The organism is Acinetobacter entericus, assembly GCF_026168575.1.
GTDB lineage: Bacteria > Pseudomonadota > Gammaproteobacteria > Pseudomonadales > Moraxellaceae > Acinetobacter > Acinetobacter bouvetii.
In genome coordinates this window covers 152,258-175,324 of record NZ_JAPEQW010000003.1, presented here as the reverse complement: position 1 = coordinate 175,324, position 23,067 = coordinate 152,258, and the positions used below count along the sequence as shown (strand labels likewise).

At 41.0% G+C, this 23,067-nt stretch carries 17 protein-coding genes and 1 pseudogene; 17 read left to right on the top strand and 1 reads right to left on the bottom strand.

All coding sequences use genetic code 11. From position 1 onward, the window contains the following. Positions 1–34 precede the first annotated feature (34 nt). The 16 genes and pseudogenes from aroK to OKC24_RS03685 all read left to right on the top strand — a co-directional run. Entirely contained in the window at positions 35–574 is a 540-nt protein-coding gene (gene aroK / locus OKC24_RS03760) for a shikimate kinase AroK (RefSeq protein ID WP_130143997.1), read from the top strand. Between the two features lie 22 nt (positions 575–596). After that, positions 597–1,676 carry a 3-dehydroquinate synthase gene (aroB, locus tag OKC24_RS03755; RefSeq protein ID WP_131276141.1) on the top strand — a complete coding sequence of 360 codons (1,080 nt, stop codon included), beginning with the start codon at positions 597–599 and terminating at the stop codon, positions 1,674–1,676. 18 nt (positions 1,677–1,694) lie between these two features. Continuing rightward, the gene (locus OKC24_RS03750) at positions 1,695–2,534 is read left to right on the top strand and encodes a hypothetical protein (RefSeq protein ID WP_131276140.1); all 840 of its coding nucleotides are present in this window, start codon (positions 1,695–1,697) and stop codon (positions 2,532–2,534) included. 443 nt (positions 2,535–2,977) lie between these two features. Beyond that, entirely contained in the window at positions 2,978–7,453 is a 4,476-nt protein-coding gene (gene gltB, locus OKC24_RS03745) for a glutamate synthase large subunit (protein WP_131276139.1), read from the top strand. 90 nt (positions 7,454–7,543) lie between these two features. Continuing rightward, the gene (locus OKC24_RS03740; RefSeq protein WP_130143993.1) at positions 7,544–8,965 is read left to right on the top strand and encodes a glutamate synthase subunit beta; all 1,422 of its coding nucleotides are present in this window, start codon (positions 7,544–7,546) and stop codon (positions 8,963–8,965) included. A 276-nt stretch (positions 8,966–9,241) separates the two neighbouring features. Then, entirely contained in the window at positions 9,242–10,126 is an 885-nt protein-coding gene (locus OKC24_RS03735; protein ID WP_131276138.1) for a metal-dependent hydrolase, read from the top strand. A 433-nt stretch (positions 10,127–10,559) separates the two neighbouring features. Next, on the top strand, positions 10,560–11,150 hold the full coding sequence (locus OKC24_RS03730) for a LemA family protein (RefSeq protein ID WP_130143991.1): 591 nt from the start codon (positions 10,560–10,562) through the stop codon (positions 11,148–11,150). 30 nt (positions 11,151–11,180) lie between these two features. Continuing rightward, the gene (locus tag OKC24_RS03725) at positions 11,181–12,272 is read left to right on the top strand and encodes a TPM domain-containing protein (protein WP_131276137.1); all 1,092 of its coding nucleotides are present in this window, start codon (positions 11,181–11,183) and stop codon (positions 12,270–12,272) included. Next, positions 12,266–12,826 carry a TPM domain-containing protein gene (locus OKC24_RS03720; RefSeq protein ID WP_265464816.1) on the top strand — a complete coding sequence of 187 codons (561 nt, stop codon included), beginning with the start codon at positions 12,266–12,268 and terminating at the stop codon, positions 12,824–12,826. Before OKC24_RS03725 ends, OKC24_RS03720 begins: the two co-directional genes overlap by 7 nt. A 203-nt stretch (positions 12,827–13,029) precedes the next feature. Further along, positions 13,030–13,491, top strand: a complete 462-nt coding sequence (locus tag OKC24_RS03715) for a pilin (RefSeq protein WP_130143988.1) — start codon at positions 13,030–13,032, stop codon at positions 13,489–13,491. A gap of 66 nt (positions 13,492–13,557) precedes the next feature. Then, positions 13,558–15,441 carry a hypothetical protein gene (locus OKC24_RS03710; protein WP_130143987.1) on the top strand — a complete coding sequence of 628 codons (1,884 nt, stop codon included), beginning with the start codon at positions 13,558–13,560 and terminating at the stop codon, positions 15,439–15,441. Between the two features lie 179 nt (positions 15,442–15,620). Next, the gene (locus tag OKC24_RS03705) at positions 15,621–16,046 is read left to right on the top strand and encodes a pilin (protein WP_130143986.1); all 426 of its coding nucleotides are present in this window, start codon (positions 15,621–15,623) and stop codon (positions 16,044–16,046) included. A gap of 9 nt (positions 16,047–16,055) precedes the next feature. Continuing rightward, the gene (locus OKC24_RS03700) at positions 16,056–16,919 is read left to right on the top strand and encodes a glycosyltransferase family 2 protein (RefSeq protein ID WP_228257536.1); all 864 of its coding nucleotides are present in this window, start codon (positions 16,056–16,058) and stop codon (positions 16,917–16,919) included. A 6-nt stretch (positions 16,920–16,925) separates the two neighbouring features. Continuing rightward, on the top strand, positions 16,926–18,641 hold the full coding sequence (locus OKC24_RS03695) for an ABC transporter ATP-binding protein (protein WP_265464815.1): 1,716 nt from the start codon (positions 16,926–16,928) through the stop codon (positions 18,639–18,641). 402 nt (positions 18,642–19,043) lie between these two features. Next, positions 19,044–20,183, top strand: coding sequence for a glycoside hydrolase family 99-like domain-containing protein (locus OKC24_RS03690; protein WP_165381111.1), 1,140 nt, complete (start codon positions 19,044–19,046; stop codon positions 20,181–20,183). Between the two features lie 625 nt (positions 20,184–20,808). After that, positions 20,809–20,910 (top strand): annotated as a pseudogene (locus tag OKC24_RS03685) (IS5/IS1182 family transposase); the annotation flags it as partial. A 117-nt stretch (positions 20,911–21,027) separates the two neighbouring features. Here OKC24_RS03685 and OKC24_RS03680 read toward each other — a convergent pair. Then, positions 21,028–21,681, bottom strand: a complete 654-nt coding sequence (locus OKC24_RS03680) for a class I SAM-dependent methyltransferase (RefSeq protein WP_130143983.1) — start codon at positions 21,679–21,681, stop codon at positions 21,028–21,030. A gap of 456 nt (positions 21,682–22,137) precedes the next feature. On the opposite strand from OKC24_RS03680, the gene OKC24_RS03675 reads away from it, so the two are divergent. After that, on the top strand, positions 22,138–23,052 hold the full coding sequence (locus OKC24_RS03675) for a glycosyltransferase (RefSeq protein ID WP_130143982.1): 915 nt from the start codon (positions 22,138–22,140) through the stop codon (positions 23,050–23,052). Positions 23,053–23,067 lie beyond the last annotated feature (15 nt).

The following is a 23,067-nucleotide window of genomic DNA, read 5'->3' as shown; positions in this document are numbered from 1 at the left end:
TATTTTGAATTTAGCAAAATAAATAGGTGACTCCTTGCCAAGCAAAGAGTTTGACTCCCTGCCAAATATCTATTTGGTAGGGCCAATGGGGGCAGGAAAAACAACAGTTGGGCGGCATTTGGCCGAATTGTTAGGGCGTGAATTTCTAGACAGCGATCATGAAATTGAGCGTAAAACAGGCGCAACCATTCCGTGGATCTTCGAAAAAGAAGGTGAGCAGGGATTTCGCAGCCGTGAAACTGTTGTAATTGACGAGTTGACTGCGCGGCGCCAGCTGGTATTGGCGACTGGCGGCGGTGCGGTGACTCAAGCTCCCAACCGAGAGTTTTTAAAAAAGCGCGGTATTGTGGTTTATCTTTATACACCGGTGGAGATTCAGCTGCAGCGGACTTACCGAGATAAAAACCGCCCCCTTCTTCAAGTCGAAAATCCAGAAAAAAAATTGAAAGACTTGCTTGAAATCCGAGATCCTCTTTATCGGGAAGTTGCAGATCATATTATTGAAACGAATCAAGGCGCTGCCCGTGATTTAGCGCAAAAGATCTTAAATTTAATTCTTTCTCGAAATGCCTAAATTAAATACACTGGTTAAAGTCATGCAAACCCTACATGTTGAACTCGGTGAACGCCGTTATCCTATTTTTATTGGCAGCCAGCTTGATCCAAAAGCGCTTTTAGAGGCATTTATTCATGGCCGGCAAGTCATGATTGTGACCAATGAAACAGTCGCGCCTTTATATCTTTTGCATTATCAAGCTGCGATCGAAGCTTTGGGCAAAACGGTTGCTGTCTGTACGCTGCCGGATGGTGAAAAATATAAAAATATAGAGCATCTCAATTTAATTTTTGATGCGCTTCTGGAGGCTGGCTTTAACCGGGATTGCACAGTTTTAGCCTTAGGCGGAGGTGTGATTGGCGATATGGCCGGTTTTGCTTCGGCGTGCTTTCAGCGCGGCGTGTATTTTATCCAAGTGCCTACAACACTGCTTTCTCAGGTGGATTCCAGTGTAGGAGGGAAAACGGGCATTAATCATCCTTTGGGCAAAAATATGATTGGCGCTTTTCAGCAGCCGCAAGTGGTCATGGCGGATATGGCGCAGCTGATTACGCTGCCTGAGCGGGAGCTGTCTGCAGGTTTGGCGGAAGTGATTAAATATGCGCTTTTAGGTGATCTGGATTTTTTGAGTTGGCTGGAAATGAATATGGATGGCCTGGTAGGGCGGAATCCGGTTTTGCTGGCAGAAGCCGTATACCGGTCTTGCGCGCACAAAGCCAGAATTGTTGCCAATGATGAGAAAGAGCAGGGTGAGCGCGCTTTACTGAACTTGGGGCATACCTTTGGCCATGCGATTGAATCCTATATGGGATATGGGGTTTGGCTGCATGGTGAAGCGGTTGCAACAGGCATGGTGATGGCTGCTGATTTGTCGCATCGTATGGGCTGGATCAGCTTGGAAGATTTAGAGCGTACAAAAAAAATCATTTTACGCGCCAATTTGCCAATTAGATGCCCTAAAATTCCACTGGATGATTTCTTGGCCTATATGTCACATGATAAAAAAGTGATGAATGGCCAGCTTCGACTGGTATTGATGAAGCAATTAGGTCAAGCGGTTATCACTAAAGAATTTGATGCAGAGTTGATGAAACAGGCCATTCTGGCAAATCAGCAATAGTTTAAAAGGAAATACACCGTGGCTCTCCGTACACATTGGCAGCAGATACAAAATTATATTTGGCTTGTGTTCGGTGGGGCCTGTTTATTTTTTGCCTTGGTCTTTTGGGCTATTTCAGATACTAAAGAACTGGTTGAAGTGGAAAAAAAAGCTGAAACTGAAGTCGAACTGCAGATTCAGCCTGAAAAAGTATCTGCGATGAACCATCTTGGTGCATTATTTGATGAAGTCAAGCCTCTGGATATGTCTGCTCGTGTCGTATCTGCCGCCCAGCATGAAGCTGAATTCCGCGGAACCAAGTTTGTGAATGAGCAGAAAAAGTCTTACACACTTGAATTGTTTCGTGTTTCAGATGAAGCTATCTTAAAAAAATTCCTCAAAAAGCAATCTAATAGAAGCAATTTTTCGTATTTGAGGCTATCCGGTGAAAATCATGCCGAGCAATATGTGCTGCTTTATGGTGTTTACCGCAATTCGGATGATGCCAAGGCCGCTTTGGCTGATTTGAACGTTGCTTTACCGGCATCGATTAAGCCTGCAGTTGTTGAAATTCAGCAATATCAGCCCTTTGTAAATGATCTTGGCTCGGATGAGCTGAAAGCCAGCAGTAAGCTGTATGCTGTGAATCTGAAGACGGCGCCTTTGCCGCAGGTAGATGAAGCGCAAATAGCGGTAAAACGCGCTGAAGTTCAAGCGCGGCAAGCAGCGGAAGCGAAAACGGCAACCACTACGACAACAGTAACCCGCCGTGATGCAGATGGCAACGTCGTCAATGTGCAGCAGTCTCAGAGCAGTGCGGATGCGGCCCATCCTAAAAATGCGCCTGCGCAGACCGAGGTGACAGACCCGTTTAATTAGCGGTTCTAAAATAGCGCATTTTATTGATTAAAAAATTTGAAATGCGCTTTTCTGGTGCAAAAAAGAGCAAAATTAATGCACTATTGAATGTTTTTATAATTTAAATTGTTTTAAATCAGTACGCTTAGAGTTTTTTGCTTTAAATTGGCATGTTTTTTGCTTTAATGGTGCGTGAATTGAATTAATCTCCCTATTTTGGCGCGAAAATGATTCGATGAGTGTGCGAAACAGTCATGCTGACAGGTTAAACTCAGTCGGAAGCAATTTGTTTCCTGATGTTCATGCATAAAAGGTAAATTCGGTTTATCTTAAGTGTGCGAAAGCAGGAAATTACTTTGCACAGCATCACAATTCATGTGAATGGATTAAGACTAAATCGCAAAAAAGAAATTATTGTTAGTGGCTCGAAAGAGCAGTGTAGAAAAGAAGGGTACGCTATGCACATGCCATCGCCTAATACTGTAGCTCCCGCTCAAGGTTTATACCAACCGGATGAGTTTAAAGATAACTGTGGTTTCGGTTTAATTGCCCATATGCAGGGTGATGCAAGCCATGATCTCTTGAAGACCGCTATTCATAGCTTAAGCTGTATGACCCATCGCGGCGGTATTGCTGCTGATGGTAAGACAGGGGATGGCTGCGGTTTGCTTTTGGCGATGCCGAAGCAGTTTTTCCGCGAAGAAGCAAAGAAGATCAGCGATATTACCTTAAGCGAAGTTTTTGCTGTCGGTACGATTTTCCTGAACTTGGATCCAGCGATTGCCGCACACTCAAAACAAGTTTTAACCAAAGAAATTGAAGCTGAAGGCTGTAAAGTCTTAGGCTGGCGTGTCGTGCCGACCAATAATGGCGCTTTGGGCTCAATTGCGATGCAGTCTTTGCCTGGCTTTGAACAGATCATTGTCAACTGCCCAATGGGTGTGACAGAGGTTGAATTCAACCGCAAGCTGGTTATGGCGCGCCGCCGTGCAGAAGAACAGCTGACTGCTGACCCGTATTTCTATGTAACGACTTTGTGCTCAACTGTGATCAGCTACAAAGGCTTGATGATGCCTGCTTATATTGCGGACTTCTATATAGACTTGGCTGATGAGCGCTTAGAATCGCATATTGTAGTCTTCCATCAGCGCTTTTCGACCAATACGCTGCCGCGCTGGCCTTTGGCGCAGCCGTTCCGCTATTTGGCGCACAACGGTGAAATCAACACCATTACTGCCAACCGCAACTGGGCAATGGCGCGTACGCCTAAATTTGAAAACCCGTTATTGCCCGGCATTACTGAGCTGAATCCAATTGTGAACCGCACAGGTTCTGATTCGTCAAGCATGGACAATATGCTTGAGCTCTTGGTTGGCGGCGGTATGGATTTATTCCGCGCATTGCGCATGCTGGTGCCGCCGGCTTGGCAAAACGTGGAAACTTTAGATGCTGATTTGCGTGCATTCTATGAGTTCAACTCAAAACACATGGAAGCTTGGGATGGCCCTGCAGGCTTGGTCATTCAGGATGGCCGCCATGCAATCTGTATGCTTGACCGTAACGGCCTGCGTCCAGCGCGCTGGGTTATTACCAAAAATGGCTATATCACTTTGGCGTCAGAAATTGGCGTGTGGGGCTATGAGCCTGAAGATGTGGTGTCTAAAGGCCGTGTAGGGCCAGGTCAAATTTTGGTCATCGATACGCACACAGGCAAAATGCTGGACACCAATGATGTCAGCAACCATCTGAAACGCATGCGTCCATACCGTGAATGGCTGCGTGAAAACTCAGTGCGCATTCAAGGCAGCCCAGAGCTGGAAGAATATCTGTGTGACCAAGGCTTAAAAGGCGATGACCTGAAAGCATCACAGAAGATGTTCATGGTGACCTTTGAAGAGCGTGACCAGTTGCTTCGCCCTATCGCAGAAAGCGGTCAGGAAGCAGTCGGTTCTATGGGCGATGATACGCCAATGGCGGTATTGTCGCGTCAAGTGCGCCACGTATCAGACTACTTCCGTCAGCAGTTTGCTCAAGTGACAAATCCGCCGATCGATCCATTGCGTGAATCGATTGTGATGTCATTGGAAACCTGTTTTGGCCGTGAACAAAACGTTTTTGAGCAAAGTCCTGAACATGCAGACCGCTTAATCGTGTCTAGCCCAGTATTGTCTAATTCAAAAATGCATCAAATCCGCACGATTGGCCGCAAGGGCTATGAAATTGCGGATATTGATCTGAACTATGCAGAAACTGAAGGCCTTGAAGCCGCGATTGCCCGCATCTGTGAAGAAGCGGCGCAGGCGATCCGCGACGGCAAGACACTGCTGGTCTTATCCGATAAGAAGATCCGTGAAGGCTATTTGCCAGCCAATGCCTTGATGGCAACGGGCGCAGTTCACCATCATTTAATCAATGCCGGCCTGCGTACAGACGCTAATATTATTGTAGAAACGGGCCTTGCGCGCGACGCGCACCAGTTTGCGGTGATCTTGGGCTTTGGCGCAACAGCGATTTATCCATACTTGGCGTATGACGTGATCAATGACTTGATTGCTAAAGGTGAATTGCTGGGTGACCCAATTCATGCACAGGCAAACTTCCGTAAAGGTATCGAGAAAGGCTTGCTTAAAGTGCTTTCTAAAATGGGTATCTCTACTGTAGCGTCTTACCGCGGCGGCCAGTTGTTTGAAGCTGTGGGCCTGTCTGACGAAGTGGTCGGCAAATGCTTTACCGGCGTGCCAAGCCGCATCAAAGGCGCAACCTTCACCGATCTGGAAAATGACCTGAAAAAATTGGCGGATCTTGCGTGGAAAAACCGCAAGCCAATTGATCAGGGCGGGATGCTGAAGTTTGTATTCGGCAAGGAGTACCATGCATTTAATCCAGATGTGATCAATGCATTGCATAAAGCTGTGCGCTCTGGCAATTATGCGGACTTTAAAGAATATGCTGAATTAGTCAACAATCGTCCTATCGCGACGATCCGTGATTTATTCAAGCTGAAAACTGACAATTCTATCTCCTTGGATCAAGTGGAAGCTGTAGAAGCGATTCTGCCGCGCTTTGACTCTGCGGGCATGTCCTTGGGCGCATTGTCTCCTGAAGCGCATGAAGCGATTGCGATTGCGATGAATACGATCGGCGGCCGTTCAAACTCGGGTGAGGGCGGTGAAGATCCTGCGCGTTACGGCACCATCCGCAACTCGAAAATCAAACAAATTGCATCTGGCCGCTTTGGCGTCACTCCTGCGTACTTAACGTCAGCAGAAGTGCTCCAAATTAAAGTGGCGCAAGGTGCAAAACCGGGTGAAGGTGGTCAGTTGCCGGGCGGTAAAGTGAACGGCTTAATTGCACGTTTGCGTTACTCTGTGCCGGGCGTAACGCTGATTTCGCCGCCGCCGCATCACGACATCTACTCAATCGAAGATTTATCACAGTTAATCTTTGACTTGAAACAGGTTAACCCACAGGCGATGGTGTCAGTTAAGCTGGTTTCTGAGCCGGGTGTCGGTACGATTGCAGCCGGTGTTGCGAAAGCTTATGCAGACTTCATTACCATTTCTGGCTATGACGGCGGTACAGCGGCTTCTCCACTTTCTTCAATTCATCATGCGGGTTCGCCTTGGGAGCTTGGCTTGTCTGAAGCACATCAAGCGCTTCGTGTGAATGACCTGCGCGGTAAAGTACGTGTGCAAACAGATGGCGGCTTAAAAACAGGTCTAGATGTTGTTAAAGCCGCAATCTTGGGGGCTGAAAGCTTTGGTTTTGGTTCTACGCCAATGATCGCATTAGGCTGTAAATACCTGCGTATTTGTCACCTGAATAACTGTGCAACCGGTGTTGCGACGCAACAGGATCATTTGCGTCAGGAACACTATATCGGTGAGCCTGAAATGCTGATCAACTTCTTCCACTTCATTGCGGAAGAAACGCGTGAATGGCTAGCAGCCTTGGGCGTTGCAAGCTTGAAAGACTTGATTGGCCGTACAGATTTGCTGGAAACCCTGCCAGGTGAAACTGAAAAGCATGCGCATCTGGACTTGAGCGCATTGCTTGAATCGCATCCATCTGCAGAGGGTAAAGCGCAATATTGCCAAGTTGAGGGCAATGCGCCATTTGATAAAGGCTTGCTGGCAGAGAAAATGGTGGCAGAAATGCTTCCAGCCATTGAAGCCGGCACCAGCGGTGAATACAGCTTCACCATCGGCAATTGTGACCGTTCAATCGGCGCGCGCATCTCAGGTGAAATTGCGAAACGCTATGGCAACCTGAGTATGGAAGCGCATCCAGTTAAAATGAACTTAAAAGGCACAGCAGGACAGTCATTGGGCGTGTGGAATGCCGGCGGCTTGCATATCAGCCTTGAAGGCGATGCAAACGATTACGTGGGTAAAGGCATGGCAGGCGGCCGTATTTCGATCTTCCCGCCAAAAGGTTCGCCTTTCCAAACGCAAAATACAGCTATTATCGGCAATACATGCTTGTATGGCGCAACTGGCGGTAAATTGTTTGCTGCTGGTACTGCGGGTGAGCGTTTTGCGGTGCGCAACTCTGGCGCATTTGCTGTCATTGAAGGCGCAGGCGACCATTGCTGTGAATATATGACTGGCGGTATTGTGACTGTTCTTGGTAAAGTAGGCCACAATTTCGGTGCGGGCATGACTGGCGGTTTCGCTTATGTGCTTGATTTGGATAATGACTTCGTTGACCATTACAACCATGAACTGATCGAGCTGAACCGCATCTCTACAGAAGCGATGGAAGAGCATCAAGAGTTCCTTTGCCGCATCCTCGATGAACATATTCAAGAAACAGGTAGTGCTTGGGCGTATAAGATCCGCAATGAGTTTGATTTTTACAGCCGTAAATTCTGGCTGGTGAAACCCAAAGCTGCTAATTTGCAGACTTTGTTGAAAACAACTCAAGCAGATCCGCAATAATTCCACTACTCAAATATTAGGTAGGTGTGGATAACTTTTGATTTATGCACAAGGTGCAGAAGTTATCCACGCTCACCCACGGAGAGAGACATGGCAGAGCGCCTAAATAATGACTTTCAATTTCTGGATGTAGCACGCCAAGATCCGGAGAAAAAAGATCTCACTGTCCGCAAAGCTGAGTTTGTGGAAATTTATAAGCCGTTTACAGCAGAGATTGCCGCCAATCAGACACACCGCTGTTTAGGCTGCGGCAACCCTTATTGTGAATGGAAGTGTCCAGTACATAACTACATTCCGAACTGGTTGAAACTGATTGCTGAAGGCCGTATTTTTCAAGCTGCCGAATTGTGCCATCAAACCAATACTTTGCCGGAAGTATGCGGCCGCGTATGTCCGCAGGACCGTTTGTGTGAAGGCGCCTGTACCCTGAACGACGGTTTTGGCGCAGTCACTATCGGCAATGCAGAGAAATATATCAACGATACAGCTTTCGCTTTAGGCTGGCGTCCGGATATGTCTTCGGTGAAATGGACGGATAAAAAAGTTGCAATTATCGGAGCAGGCCCTGCCGGCTTAGGCTGTGCAGATATTCTGGTGCGCAACGGCGTTAAGCCGGTTGTCTTTGACAAGCGTCCTGAAATTGGCGGTCTGCTGACTTTCGGTATTCCCGAATTCAAAATGGAAAAAGATGTGATGAAACGTCGCCGTGAAATTTTTGCCGGCATGGGCGTGGAATTCCGTTTAAATACTGAAATCGGCACAGACATTACGATTGATCAGCTGCTTGCTGACTATGATGCTGTATTCATGGGTATGGGAACCTATACTTACATGAAGGGCGGTTTTGCCGGCGAAGAGCTGGATGGTGTTGTAGATGCGCTGGATTTCTTGATTGCGAACGTCAACCGTACGCAAGGCTGGGAAAAAGACGTTTCTGAATACATCAGTGTTGAAGGCAAAAAAGTGATTGTATTGGGCGGCGGTGATACGGCGATGGACTGTAACCGTACCTCCATCCGTCAAGGCGCCGAATCAGTGATCTGTGCTTACCGCCGTGATGAAGAAAACATGCCGGGTTCACGCCGTGAAGTAAAAAATGCGCGTGAAGAAGGGGTGGAATTCCAGTTCAACCGTCAGCCAATTGAAATTGTTGGTGAAAACGGCAAAGTGACGGGTGTTAAATTTGTGACCACGCAATTGAGTGAGCCAGACAGCCGCGGCCGCCGCAGCCCTGAGCCAATTCCAGGTTCAGAAGAAATCTTGCCAGCCGATTCCGTGCTTTTGGCATTTGGTTTCCGCACCAGCCCTGCGGACTGGTTTAATGAGGTGAAAATCAATTTGGATGGTTCGGGTCGTGTTGTTGCGCCGGAACAGCAAGAGTTTAAATTCCAGACCTCAAATCCAAAAATCTTTGCGGGCGGCGACATGGTGCGCGGTTCTGACTTGGTAGTGACTGCGATTTGGGAAGGTCGTCAAGCGGCTGAAGGCATTTTGGATTATTTAGAAGTTTAAGATGATTTAATGACGCAATCAGATGCTTATTTGATTCAGGTCCAAGGCATTGCTTGAAAAACCCGCTTCGGCGGGTTTTTTTATTGCGAAGCTGCGCTGCCTGCCTGAATTGCCTGAAATGATACCGAAAAGGAATATGCAGATAAATAAGCCATAATTGACTTGCTACACAGCAAAAAAAGAACATTTTTGCCTATGCGCTAAGCATTTTAGCCATATGGGAAAAGTAAATTCCTGCACATACTGGGCCATTGTATTCGATTAAGAGATACTCAAATGACTCAAGTGGCGGCAGAAAAATCATATCAAAATCGTCCGAAAGCCATTGGCATTACTGTACGGCGGCTGCACTTCAATCCAAAAGCGATACGCCGGCATTATTTTGCCAACTCCCCAGTGATGTCGCATTTATTGACTGCGCTGTCTTCTACCTTTCCGATAGGCGAGCAGTTTTTTGTGCACAGCGTGCGCAATGTGCGCGATCAAGTACAGGATCCAACACTTCAGGCGCAAATTGCCGCTTTCATCGGTCAGGAAGCGATGCACTCCAAAGCGCATGCCGAATTCAATGATGCGTGGCGCAGGGATGATTACAACCTAGACCGTTTTCAGGCATGGCTGGCGCGTAAAGACAGCTATATAAAGAACCTGCATCCGAAAATTCAGCTGGCGATCACCTGCGCTTTTGAGCACTTCACCGCCTTATTGGGCGGCTATATCCTACAGCATCCAGAAGTGCTGAGCACCTTGGATGACGATGCTATGAAACTCTGGGTGTGGCATGCGATTGAAGAAATTGAACACCGTTCTGTTGCTTTTGATGTGTATCAGGCGGTATATGGCGATGACAAAATCCGGAAAATGATTATGCGCAGCGTGACGACTGGTTTTGCCAGCTTAACGTTCTATTCTGCTTCCCGCTTATTCTTGCAGGATCAAAAGAAAAGCTTGCCTAAAGTCGGCGGCAACCTTTTTGGCGTTTATTTATTGGGAAAAATGCTGCTGCAGATGTTTCCAGAGTATTTATCTTATTATAAAAAAGATTTTCACCCTGCTGAGACTGATTACAGCCAAATCATTCAATATTGGAAAAAACGCATGGCGGAAGAATATCAATTAGACAGCTTTCAAACAGAATTAAAGCCGGCGCTGCTGAACTGATTACGTATTTGAATGAATATTCTATCCATTGGCATAGCCTGTCAGGGCCGAAGTTGGCAGGCTTTTATAGCGAAGTTGCAATGTTGAATTTTTTTACTGTACCGGCATGAAGAATACTGAACGTGCTGTTTTGCAATCAATTGAAGTATGCAGTGGGTATTGCGCAGCAAGCGTTTTGCTGAAATGCATCACGTTGCGGATTTGTGAAAAAATACAGTATAGGCGATTTCAAAGTTTGATTTAAAGCCATCAAACTTTGCTGTAAATTTAAAAAGAGGTCACTATATTGGACGCCAAATACCAGCACCATTATAAAACGGGATACCGCAAAGCAAAGAAAAATCATTAAAAAAAAGATACAGAATTTTTGAAAAATACCGATAGAATAAAAAATATTCAAACAAATACAAATAAATACTTGAGGATTAGGCAGATGAACTTGATTAAAAATAGTGCATTGGCCATCGCTTTGGCGAGCACACTTACATTGACCGGCTGCGGCTACAACACGCTGCAAGTCAAAGATGAGGCCGTAACGGCAGCATGGTCAGAGGTGCAAAACCAGTATCAGCGCCGTGCCGATTTGGTGCCGAACTTGGTCAATGTCGTGAAAGGCTACGCGAAACATGAAGAGCAGGTTTTAACGGAAGTGACTCAGGCGCGCGCTAATGTCGCAGGCCTGAAAGTCGATAAAGAAGTACTGGAAGATCCTGCCTTATTTCAGAAATATCAACAAGCTCAAGCGCAGATGACCAGCGCATTGTCACGCTTAATTGCTGTTTCAGAAAACTATCCTGACCTGAAAGCCAATGAGCAGTTTAAAGATTTGCAGGTACAGCTGGAAGGCACAGAAAACCGCATTGCAGTGGCGCGTAACCGCTATATCACCACCGTGCAGGACTTTAACAGTTATGCCCGCCAGTTTCCGCAGGTGATGACCGCTAAAGTCATCGGCATGGAGCCTAAGCCAAACTTCAGTGCAGAGCAGGGGGCGCAAAATGCGCCGAAGGTTTCATTTAACTAATCATCATCCATGAAGTCATAAGGAAGGCTGATGCTGGAATGGTCTAAGCCGCGAAGCATGGCATTAAAAGCCATGACTAAATGGTTGCATATTTTTTTTGCAGCCTGCCTGCTCACGTTCAGCTTTAATGCCTGGAGTGAAACGGCTGCGGCTGATGATGCTGAAATTGCCGCAGCGGGCAAAATTATTCAAAATCAGCAAAAAAGTACGCAGGCCAAGCCAGCAGTGCAGGAATCTGAGACTGCCCTGGCGTCAAATCCAGCCCCGGATATCGCGAATGATATGGCAGATGGAGAATCCATTCGCGGTTTGCCGACACTCAATGAGCCCGTGGTTGATCAGGCGAACTTACTCAGTCCGGCAGAAAAGCAGTCCATTACACAGCAAATTTTGAAACTGCATGCATCCGGCAAAGCGCAAATTGGCATTATTATTGTGCCGACAACAGGGCAGGAAGATATCTTTGGCTTTGCAATGCGGGCAGCAGAGCAATGGAAACTGGGTTCTGCCAAACAGGACAATGGCTTGCTGATGGCGATAGCGGTCAATGATCACCGCATTCAAATCCTTTCGGGTTACGGGCTGGAAGGGGTTTTGCCGGATATTGTGCTAAGCCGGATTATCCGCAATCAAATTACCCCCTATTTTAAGCAAAATCTGTATGCGCAGGGGATTCAGGCTGGATTGCATGAGATTGAAAATGTGCTGAATATGGACCCTGAAGTGGCCGCGAAAGCAGCGCAGGAATTAAAAGAACGGCAAGAGCAGGCCTTGCATGAGCAGCAGGCTAAACAGAAAACCCTCAGCGCAGCTTTATTTATTTTAATTGCTGGGATGCTTGGTTCTTACATCGTCGGCAACCGCCTAAGCGCAGCGACAGCTGCTGTTGCCGGTACGGTGGCGGGCTTAGTGAATGGGGCGGGGCTGGTCACCAGTTTGCTGATTGGCGGCGGAATTTTCTTTTTACTGATTACTGCATTGGCGCAACTGATCTTTCAAGCCGTTTTGTCTGGTGCAGGGCGCGGCGGCGGCCGAGGTTCTGGAGGCGGCTTTGGCGGTGGAGGAGGCTACAGCGGCGGCGGTGGCGGATTTGGCGGTGGAGGCGCTTCAGGCTCATGGTAACAAAATCAGAAACAACAGAAATTTTAACGCAGCCTAAGCTGGAAGAAGTCGCGAGGCCGAGCGTTAAACGCTGGCTGAAGCATTTCTTTTATATGCCCGCGGCCAAACGCTATTTTAATAAGCAAGACCAGCAGGCTATTGCGCATGCGGTTGAGCAGGCAGAGCAAGGGCATGCTGGGGAGATTCAAGTGGTGATAGAAGGGCATATTCCAGCGCATCAGGCTTATTCACAGGATACGCGGGCACGTGCGCAGCAGCTGTTTGCTGAGCTGGGCGTATGGGATACTGAGTTTAACAGCGGCGTACTGCTGTATTTGAACCTGTGTGAACGCAAGGTGGAGATCGTCATTGACCGCGGCATCAAGAGTGCTACTCAGCAGCAGGTTTGGGACAGTATTTGCCAAGATGTTATTGGACAAATGAAGCATCAGCAATACCGTCAGGGGGTGGTTCTAGGGGTATTTGAAATTGGTAAAGTGCTGGCTGATTTTTATCAGCACAGCCGACTGGATGTGAAAAATGAATTAGGAAATGCGCCAATCATTTTAGAGTAGGGTAATAGTTGGGGAAAATGTGACACAAATTGTCACTTTAACGCACAATAAGTGATATAAAAATTACAAAGATACAAAATACTTTTTTAAAGTGCTGTATTTTTTGAAATTTTAATTATAATCAATCTTGGCACAATTAGTGCTATTTATAAAACAAGCTGAACGCTTAATAATTAAATTAAAAGACATTTGTGGAGAATGTTATGAAATCAGTTCAAAAGGGTTTTACCCTTATCGAATTAATGATCGTTGTTGCAATTATCGGTATTCTTGCTGCGATTGCGATTCCTGCGTATCAAAACTATATCGCAAAATCACAGGTTACTCGTGCTGTAGCTGAGTTAGGTGCTGTTAAAACTGCATACGAAGATTGTTTGAATAATGGGCAAGGTAATGGTACAGATTGTCAAATTGGTTGGACAGGCTCGAATATTCAAAAATTACTAACACCAGCAACGGCAGCTGTTAGTACTGCTAAAGCAACAACAAACGCTAATATCACTTCTACAGGCACTATTTCTGGCCAATTTGATGGAGCTGCAGCAGCAACTCTTAAAGATGGTACAGCTAAGAAAGTTACATGGACTCGTTCAACATCAGGTACTTGGACTTGTGCAACTGATGCTGCTTCAAAATATGCACCAACAGGTTGCCCTGGTGTGTAATTTATTTTAAGTAAAAGAGAGTGCTTAGGCACTCTTTTTTTTGCATTTGGTAGGTAAAGAGAATATATGAAAATCTTAAAAAGTAATAAAATAGTTTTTAGCATATTTTTAGCGAGTTTGATTTTTATTTACTGGATCTACCATTTTGGATTTTCAGGTGCCTTTTATTTTGATGATTTTAGACCTCTTTCGAAATTATCATCAGTTAAAGATTTTTCATCAGCGTGGCAATATATTTGGAATGAAACTTCAGGCCCATTAGGTCGGCCAATTTCTATGCTGAGTTTTTTATTAAATGTGAATGACTGGCCGAATAATTCTGAGAATTTTTTTAGAATAAATACAATTATACATCTCATTAATGGCCTGCTTATTTATGGTATCAGCTATAAATTATTCAAATTTTTAAAGCCAAATTCATCTTATATAGCAATTCTCGCTTTATTCAGCAGTTTTTTTTGGCTGATTCTCCCGTTAAATATTTCTACTAATTTAATTGCTGTGCAGCGTATGGCATCACTCAGCGGAATGTTTGTGTTTGCAGGAGTGTTGAGCTATTTATATTGTGTAGATTATCAGCAGAAAAATTATAAATTAGGCAGTTTTCTTTTATATGGTTGTATTACAGTATTTACCTTACTGGCTATGTTTAGTAAGGAAAATGGGCTTTTACTGCCGTTATTACTATTGGTGCTGGAATTAACAGTTTTTTCTTTATCCGATTCAATACAGCAAGGCCGTAAATTAAGAGTGGCGTCTTTAAGTCTTTGTTATCTAGTAGTCCTATTCTATCTTGTAAATGCAGTCTGGCATGCTGAAGAAATTTATGCTTCGCGGCCATATACATTTATTGAACGCATAACTACTGAGCCGCAAATTTTAGTTGATTATTTACGGCTAATTTTTGTGCCAGATATTTATTCATTTAATCCATTTCATGACAATTATCCTTACAATCAATCATTTTTTGAAACAAAATACAGTACTTTTAGTACAGTTTTAATTATTATTTTAATTTTATTGGCTTTACTTTGGCGACAAAAATATAAAGTTTTTAGCTTCGCAATTTTATGGTTTTTGACTGCACATTTATTAGAGTCCACAGTTATTGGTTTAGAGTTGTATTATGAACATAGAAACTATGTAGCTAGCTTTGCTGTATGTTTCGCAGCTGTTTATAGCATGAGTTCAATTCATGGGAAAAAATCACAGATTTTTATGTCTATGCTTTTTATGCTGTATATGGCAGGGCTGAGTATTTGCAGTTTATTAATTACTAAAACTTGGGGTGATCAATATTTGGCAGCGTATGCTTGGCAGTATAACCAAAAAGGCTCTATGCGGGCATCTGAACACTTGGCTTTAAAGCTTTTGGAGGATGGAAACAAGCCAGATGCCTTAATGTTTGTGAAAGAGAATGCTAAAAATTGCCCTGACTGTTTAAATTCTTATTTGCAGCAAATGTTAATTGGCTGCAGTATGGGGTTAAACAGTGAAGTTCAATATACAAAGGAATATCTTTTAGCCTATAGAAAGCCTTTACGATCCGTTGCTGGGGTGCCAAATACTTTAGCAAGCCTTCAGGATGCTGTGGAAAAGAAACAATGTGAATTATTAAGCTTAGATGTATTAAAGGAATTAAATAAAAAGTTTTTGCAATCACCAGTATCTGGTTTAAATGTAGGTAATCATTTAGGCTTATATACAAATTTATATAGCATTGCATTGCTGGAAAAGGATTCTATAGCGGCGGATCAATACTTAGAAAAAATGTGGTTACTTTCGCCGCAGCCTTGGATCGCTTCAATTCAGGTAGATCGTTATTTGGAACAACGAAAATATTCAGAAGTAATTCATTTTACAGAAAATGAAGTTTGTAAAAGAGCGACGAATGAATCGTCACCTTTTAAGCAGGCTTGCTTGCAAAGCATTGAAAAAATAAAAAAATAAAAAATTATGGGGCAGATATAGTTTTTAAATCTGCCCTTTTTTTTAAGTTTATTCTTAAAATGGGAAGAAAGTAACAATAAATAATAAACAACAAAAATAAGATATTGATTTATATTTATTTTATTTTGGCACGAAAATTGACTCATTTTTATATATTTTGTTTTTAAGTGGTAAAGGGTATGACAACAAATAAAGGTTTTACCTTGATCGAATTAATGATTGTTGTTGCAATTATTGGGATTTTATCGGCAATCGCAATTATTTCATATCAAAACTATATGGCGAGAACGCAACTCATAGCCGCATTGTCAGAACTGAATGGTGCAAAAAATCAGTATGAATTAATTATGAATGATGGGGCAACTTCAAGTGAATTTACAATTAATAATATGTTTATTGATGAAAAATCTGAATATTGTAAATACAAAGTATTTGCACCAATTTCAGGTGTGTCACAACCAGCTTTAGAATGTGTGTTGAGCGGTAATGTATCTTCTGTTTTACAAGGTAAATCTATATACTTGAATAGACAGGCAGATGGGCTTTGGGGATGTACGGTATCTGCTGGTGTTGAAAGTAAATATAAGCCGATTGATTGTACTTGAGAGAATAGAGTGAGTGTTAAAAACGTGAAAATAAGCGTTGTTTTGCCGGCAAAAAATGAAGAAGGAGCAATTGGGGAAACAATACTAAGAATAAAAGCTTTAGAAATTATTGATCAAATATTAGTTGTGAATGATGGCTCTGAAGATCAGACACGTCAAATTGCTTTAAATGCTGGTGCAGAGGTAATCGATCATCCTTATTCTAAGGGGAATGGCGCAGCAATAAAGACAGGGGCTAGAAATGCATGTGGCGATGTAATTATATTCATGGATGCAGATGGACAGCATGATCCACAGGATATTCCTAGATTATTAGTGAAAATTAATGAAGGTTACGATTTAGTAGTTGGTGCGAGACAGAGTGGTTCTCAAGCCAGTGTAGGTCGAGGCATTGCTAATAAACTATATAACAACTTAGCAACATATATGTCAGAACATCATGTCGAAGATTTAACATCGGGTTTTAGAGCGGTTCGTGCAGAAAATTTTAGAGAGTTTATTTACTTATTACCAAATGGTTTCTCATATCCAACTACAAGTACAATGGCATTTTTTCGGGCTGGATATTCTGTAACATATGTTCCGATTCATGCGGCTAAAAGAATTGGAAAAAGCCATATTCATCCAATGAAAGATAGTATTCGCTTTTTTTTAATTATTTTTAAAATTGCAACTTTGTATTCACCATTAAAAATGTTTTTACCATTTTCTGTATTATTATTTTTATTGGCTACAAGCTGGTACGGATATACGCTATATGAATTTAAGCGTTTTACTAATATGAGTGCATTATTATATACAGGAAGTATCATGATTTTTCTTATGGGGTTAATCTCAGAGCAGATTACTGCGTTGATGTATAAAGAAAAGTAGGTAAATGTGTTTAGTAGTTTAAAACAGCTTTGGGAAATTCTGTCACCATTAGATAAGCGTAAAGTCTTCTATGTCTTTATTTTAGTGATGGGGATGGCTTTTATTGAATCAGCTGGTGTGATCTCTATCATGCCATTTTTGGCTGTATTGTCTAATCCTGAAGTTGTTGAATCTAATCGCTATTTAAAACTGCTATATGGTTTTACGGGGGCCTTGAATAAACAAAACTTTATACTGTATTTAGGCTTTTTATCTTTAACCATTGTTATATGCTCAACAGTATTTAAAATTGTGACTCAGTATGCAGTCAATCGTTTTGCGAGTTTGCAACGTCACTATTTTGCGACTCGTCTACTTAAAATTTATTTGCAACAAAACTATGAGTTTTTTATTCAGCGTAATAGCGCAACCTTAGTCAAAAATATTTTATCTGAAGTTGATCAACTGATTTGGACGATGATATTACCTGCCCTGACTTTAATGTCATATGGCGTTGTATTATTATCGATGGTTGGTATTCTTCTTCTATATGATCCGCTCATGGCTATTGCAACAGCTTTTGTGTTAGGTATGTTTTATGTTAGCATTTATATGCTAGTACGAAAAAAAATAACCCAAATAGGGCTAGAGTTTACCCAAGCTAACAAAGAGCGTTATCAAACCTGCCAAGAGGCCCTCGCGGGCATTAAAGACGTGATGATTAATAATGCGGAACTAGGTTATGTTGAGAAATTTGACCAATCATCACGTGTATTTGCACGGAATATCGCCACACAGGAAACATTAGGACAAGTGCCACTCAATGTTATAGAAACAGTAGGTTATGGCTGCTTAATTGGCTTGGCGATGCTTCTAGTCGTTTCTGGAAAAGAAGTTTCACATATTTTTCCTGTGCTTGGATTATATGGTTTTGCTGCGTATCGCATGCTTCCTGCTGCACAAAATATATATCGCTCTATTTCTCAAATTAAGTTTGCCGAGCAAGTCTTATCTGTGCTTAAACCTGAGTTTGCATTAGAAAAAGATAAATTTGAGAGTATAGGAAAAGATAGTAATCAATATTTAAAATTTGAAAATTCCATACGTTTAGAAAATATTAGTTTTGCTTATCCCAATCGAAAAGAGGCTCCAATCCTAAACGACTTTAGCTTGAGAGTTAAAAAAAATTCTAGCTTGGGTATTGTTGGAAAAAGTGGCACTGGAAAAAGTACCCTCATGGATATCATGTTAGGTTTACTTATCCCACAACAAGGCAAAGTGTATATTGATGATGTCGAGTTAACTCTAGATAATATTAGTGCTTGGCGAGATTTAGTGGGTTATGTACCTCAATTTATTTATTTGGCAGATAAAACTATAGCCGAAAACATTGCATTTGGTATTCCCAAAAAAAACATAAACTTGGAACAAGTAAAAAAAGTAGCAAAAATTGCTCAAATTGATGATTTTATTGAGAGTAAACTAGCTTTTGGATATAACACTTGTGTAGGAGAGCGTGGCGTTATGTTGTCAGGAGGTCAGCGCCAACGAGTCGGAATAGCACGTGCATTATATAAAAGTCCACAAATTCTATTTATGGATGAAGCAACTAGTGCTTTGGATAATGAGACAGAGCAAGCAGTAAATGATGCAATTCAAGGTTTAGATGGGGATATTACAATGGTTATTATTGCACATAACGAAAGTGCTGTAGAAAAGTGCGTTAATATAATTAAATTATAATTTCCAAAAAAAATAAGGATTTTTTAAATAGCTATTTAATATTATGCAATGAAGAGAAAGAATTATGCATAGTTATGATCTCTATGAGATTATTATATATGCGGTGAATATTTTATTCGCATTTTTTTTTGAAAATTTATTTTATAGCGAATAAAAATAGAATATTATAATGTTTATATAGTAAGTATTTGGTAGTAGTTTGAAATTGAGGTAGTTATGTTGTTTCGAAACATATTTAAAGCTTTTCAAAAGCGAGGTTTTTCGTTTCTGATCTTCGTTTTGAAATTGATAAATAGATATGGTTTTAGTACAGCTAGAAAATGGTTGATTAGTTATGATGTTAGTTCCTTAAGTTTAGGTAGGACTGGATCTCTTCGATCTCAGCTTCTAGATAGCAGTGGTATGGATCATGACGGACACAATTCCCTATATGTAGCTTATGATGAAAAAGATATTGATATTGATAAATGCCCAGTAAAAACAATTGCTTTCTATTTACCTCAATTTCACCCAATCCCTGAAAACGATCTTTGGTGGGGGAAGGGTTTTACTGAGTGGACTAACGTATCAAAGGCAATACCTCAGTTTGATGGTCATTATCAACCACATTTGCCGGGTGAATTTGGGTTTTATGATTTACGTATAAAAGAAATACAGAAAGCACAAATTGAACTTGCGCGAAATTATGGAATATATGGGTTTTGCTATCACTTTTACTGGTTTGATGGGGCAAGATTACTGGAAAAGCCCTTAAATGAAATCCTAGCAGATAAAAATCTTGATTTTCCATTTTGTATTTGTTGGGCAAATGAAAACTGGACAAGGCGTTGGGATGGTTTAGAAAATGAAGTTTTAATGAAGCAAAGTTATTCATCAGACTTCGCTTTGTCTTTTATTCGTGATATCGAGCATATATTACGGGATCCAAGATACATTCGAGTTAATGGGCGTCCTCTTCTTATCATTTATAGAATATTATTATTGCCAGATCCGGCTGCTACTGTTGAGTTTTGGAGAAAATACTGTAGAGATTGTGGAATTGGAGAGATTCATTTAGTTGCAGCATTGACTTACGATCTTATCGATCCATCTATTTATGGCTTTGACGCAGGTGTTGAATTTCCGCCTCATCAAACCTTGTCAATGAAAATACATAAGCCACTTTTAAGATTATTTAATCCAAAGTTTAGTGGAGCAACAAGGTGCTATTACTCAATTGTTGCGTCAGAAACAACACTTAGAAAATATTCATTCCCGTGTTATCGAACAGTTTTTCCATCTTGGGATAATACGGCAAGAAAGCCTGATAATGGGCTTATTTTCCAAGGAGGCGATACAAAAATGTATCAAAAATGGCTTGGTTGTGCTTTTGATTCTGCTATTGAGTCTAAACGGGCATCACGATCTATTGATTCATTAGTATTTATTAATGCATGGAATGAATGGGCTGAGGGTGCGCATCTTGAGCCAGATAGAAAATATGGATATGCATGGTTAGATTCAACAGCAAAGGTTGTCGCAAAATACTCAACTAATATGTAGTAAGCTATATTGCCAGTATTTAAAGCTAAAAACGATGATAGATTATGGATTAGTTAATTTATTATGATCTCTTTTGATATTGGTAATATTATATTTATTATTAAAATTTTAAATGTTTTGTATTTAGGCTTATTTTATAAATTAGTTTAAAGATTTGTTAATTTTATGAGTGAGTGTTTATATTTTTTTATTTTAATATAATTGATCTTGTATTGTAATTTATTGTGAATGTTTGTGTGTTCCAGTTAATATCTTTATTTACCTGTTATTGATTTCAGTTGTCGTGTCTTATTAATAATATAGAGGTTTTTTTTTCTTCATTTTTGTGAATCATCTCTTTAATTATTTTGATGCTAATCATTGTAGTTCACTAATTTTCCCTGCCAAGTGATGGCTTTTTATGTTGAAAAATTACTACAATAGAGTCGCCAGCTCATGATGTGAATGGGGTGGGGGAGTTGCTTCTTCAAATGGCTTGGTTGCGCAAACCAAACATGAGAGGTTTATTCATCAATATAATTTCAAAATGAATAAACCCATAGCTAAAATCTATTGGACAACAAATTGGTCCTCTCCTATGCAAAAAGAATAGACTAAATTTGTCTAGGATACTGGGAGCAGTCCAGCAAGGAGTTTTCCTAATCAGGTGAATGAGACTCATGCACGTGTAACGGTCTTGAATAAATTCACAGAATTAAGTAGACCTCATACCCAAGTTGTCACTTAAATTCGGGGTATTTAGAGTAGCTCTGTCTTTCAAGTCTTTATGCAGCAACGCCTCTTCAAGTTAATAGATATTGTATAATGTATTTAGGGTTAATTTTTTAAAAATCGTAGGTGGTATCTATTGATTCTGTTTTATTCGGAAGGCAAATTGAGTAAACATAATATCCCATCCAAATAAGAGGCCCAATAAAATCTTGAATAATGGCCATATATAACGATATCTTGTTGTGGTTATTGGATTAATACCAGTCAAAACGTCAATGTCATATTGATGCTCTAAAAAGGCTCTACGAAGGCTTCGCTTTGTAAAAAAACGTAAGTGTGTACGGTCAAGAACACCATATGGTTCATATTTCCAGTCTTTTTTAAGTATTAGTGAGTACAGAACAGGTAAATAGCGAATGTTTGGAATAGAGCCTATGATATAGCCATCAAAAGTCATCTTATTGCGGATTTCTTTAAGAAACTCATCATGACTGACCATGTGTTCAATTACGTCATTACAAATAATTAAATCAAAATAAGCATCGGGTAGTTCATTTTTAACAGATTCATAAGTACCAGTCAGTACTCTATTTATTTTTAGTGCTGCTATATTTGCAACTGATATTACCGGTTCGATACCCCAATATTCACAATCTGACCTTAAATTTGATCGGAATCCACCTTCGCCACAACCAATTTCTAGTACACGAGTGTAGCGTTCTGGTAGAAAGGCTACGATTTCTGATCTAGACCCAATATAATAGTGGGAGGTGGGAGGAACATTCATTATACTAATCCGAAATCTAGTGCTAAGTATGTGATCATATCAAACAAAATGTTTGTACTCTAGAGATGGCATGTTTGTTACTGATAAAAAATCTTGGCGTAGATTTTTTGTTAATCATGTTTGATTTTTTTATCTTAAGTGTGATGAATCTAACAGAAATACTATCTATATTTTATATAGTAGAGAGATGTATGTATGGGAAATATTATACTTTAGAATATCAGAATGAGGAATTAAAACTAATCAATATACTCAGATGCTTATTACTTAAATAGTCCAATCGTTATGAAGTAATTATGGTGTGCTAGAGCGCTCTATTGCCTTATCATTAGATTATAATTCATCATGATTATTACTTATTATGTGCACTAATTGAGCTTACTTAAATAAGCTGTAATATTTTTTGTAGTTTGATATTGTTATATAATTATTTCAGTGGAATAGGGAGTTGTTACCATTATTTATCCATTAATTTCTATTGCATTAGCTACCTTTAATGGCGAAAAGTTTCTTGTACAACAAATGGATTCTTTGTTGTCTCAAGACTATCCTAACTTAGAAATAGTTATCTCAGACGATTGTTCTAGTGATCGTACTTGGGAAATATTACAGCATTATGCTGTGAATGATGATCGAATTAAACTTTTACCTCGTGAGAAAAATCTAGGCTATGTCCATAATTTTATACGTGTATTTATGGCATGTAAGGGGGAGTTTATTTCTCCTTGTGATCAAGATGATATTTGGTATCAAAATAAAACAAGCCGTCTCTATGAATCTATAGGTGATGCAACACTTACTTATTGTAATAATAGGTTTATTAATGAACATAACAAATCTTTAGGGAAGAGATTTTCAGATACAGTGAGTATGATTTCTGGGTCAGATTCTAGAAATTTATTATTTTGCGCAACCGTATTGGGACATACAATGCTATTCCGTAGAGATCTTCTTAATTTTAATGTTAGATTGGATATAGCTCCTTATATAGATTGGATACTATCTTTTTTGGCGGCCGAGAACGGATCCATTATATATTTAGATGAAGTACTTGTTGATTGGCGTCAACATGGTGATTCTGCTACAGCTCATATTAGAAAAAAATTAAAAGGATCAAAGGAAAAAGCATTGAAAGCGGATCAAGAGCATCTTAAAGCATGCCTATTAATTCCAAGCAAACATCACGATTTTATTTTAGTAGCTTTTCTGGCATGGAATAAATGGGTTAATAGTTACATTAATTTTTCTATGTTTAGATTAGTTATTCGTTATGGTTCTATTACACATCGTGCTCATGCAGCAAGATTTCCGGCATTAAAATATTTATTGGGTTATAAATTAAAAAAACTATTACGACCAAACCACTACTGATGGATGATGCTTTTT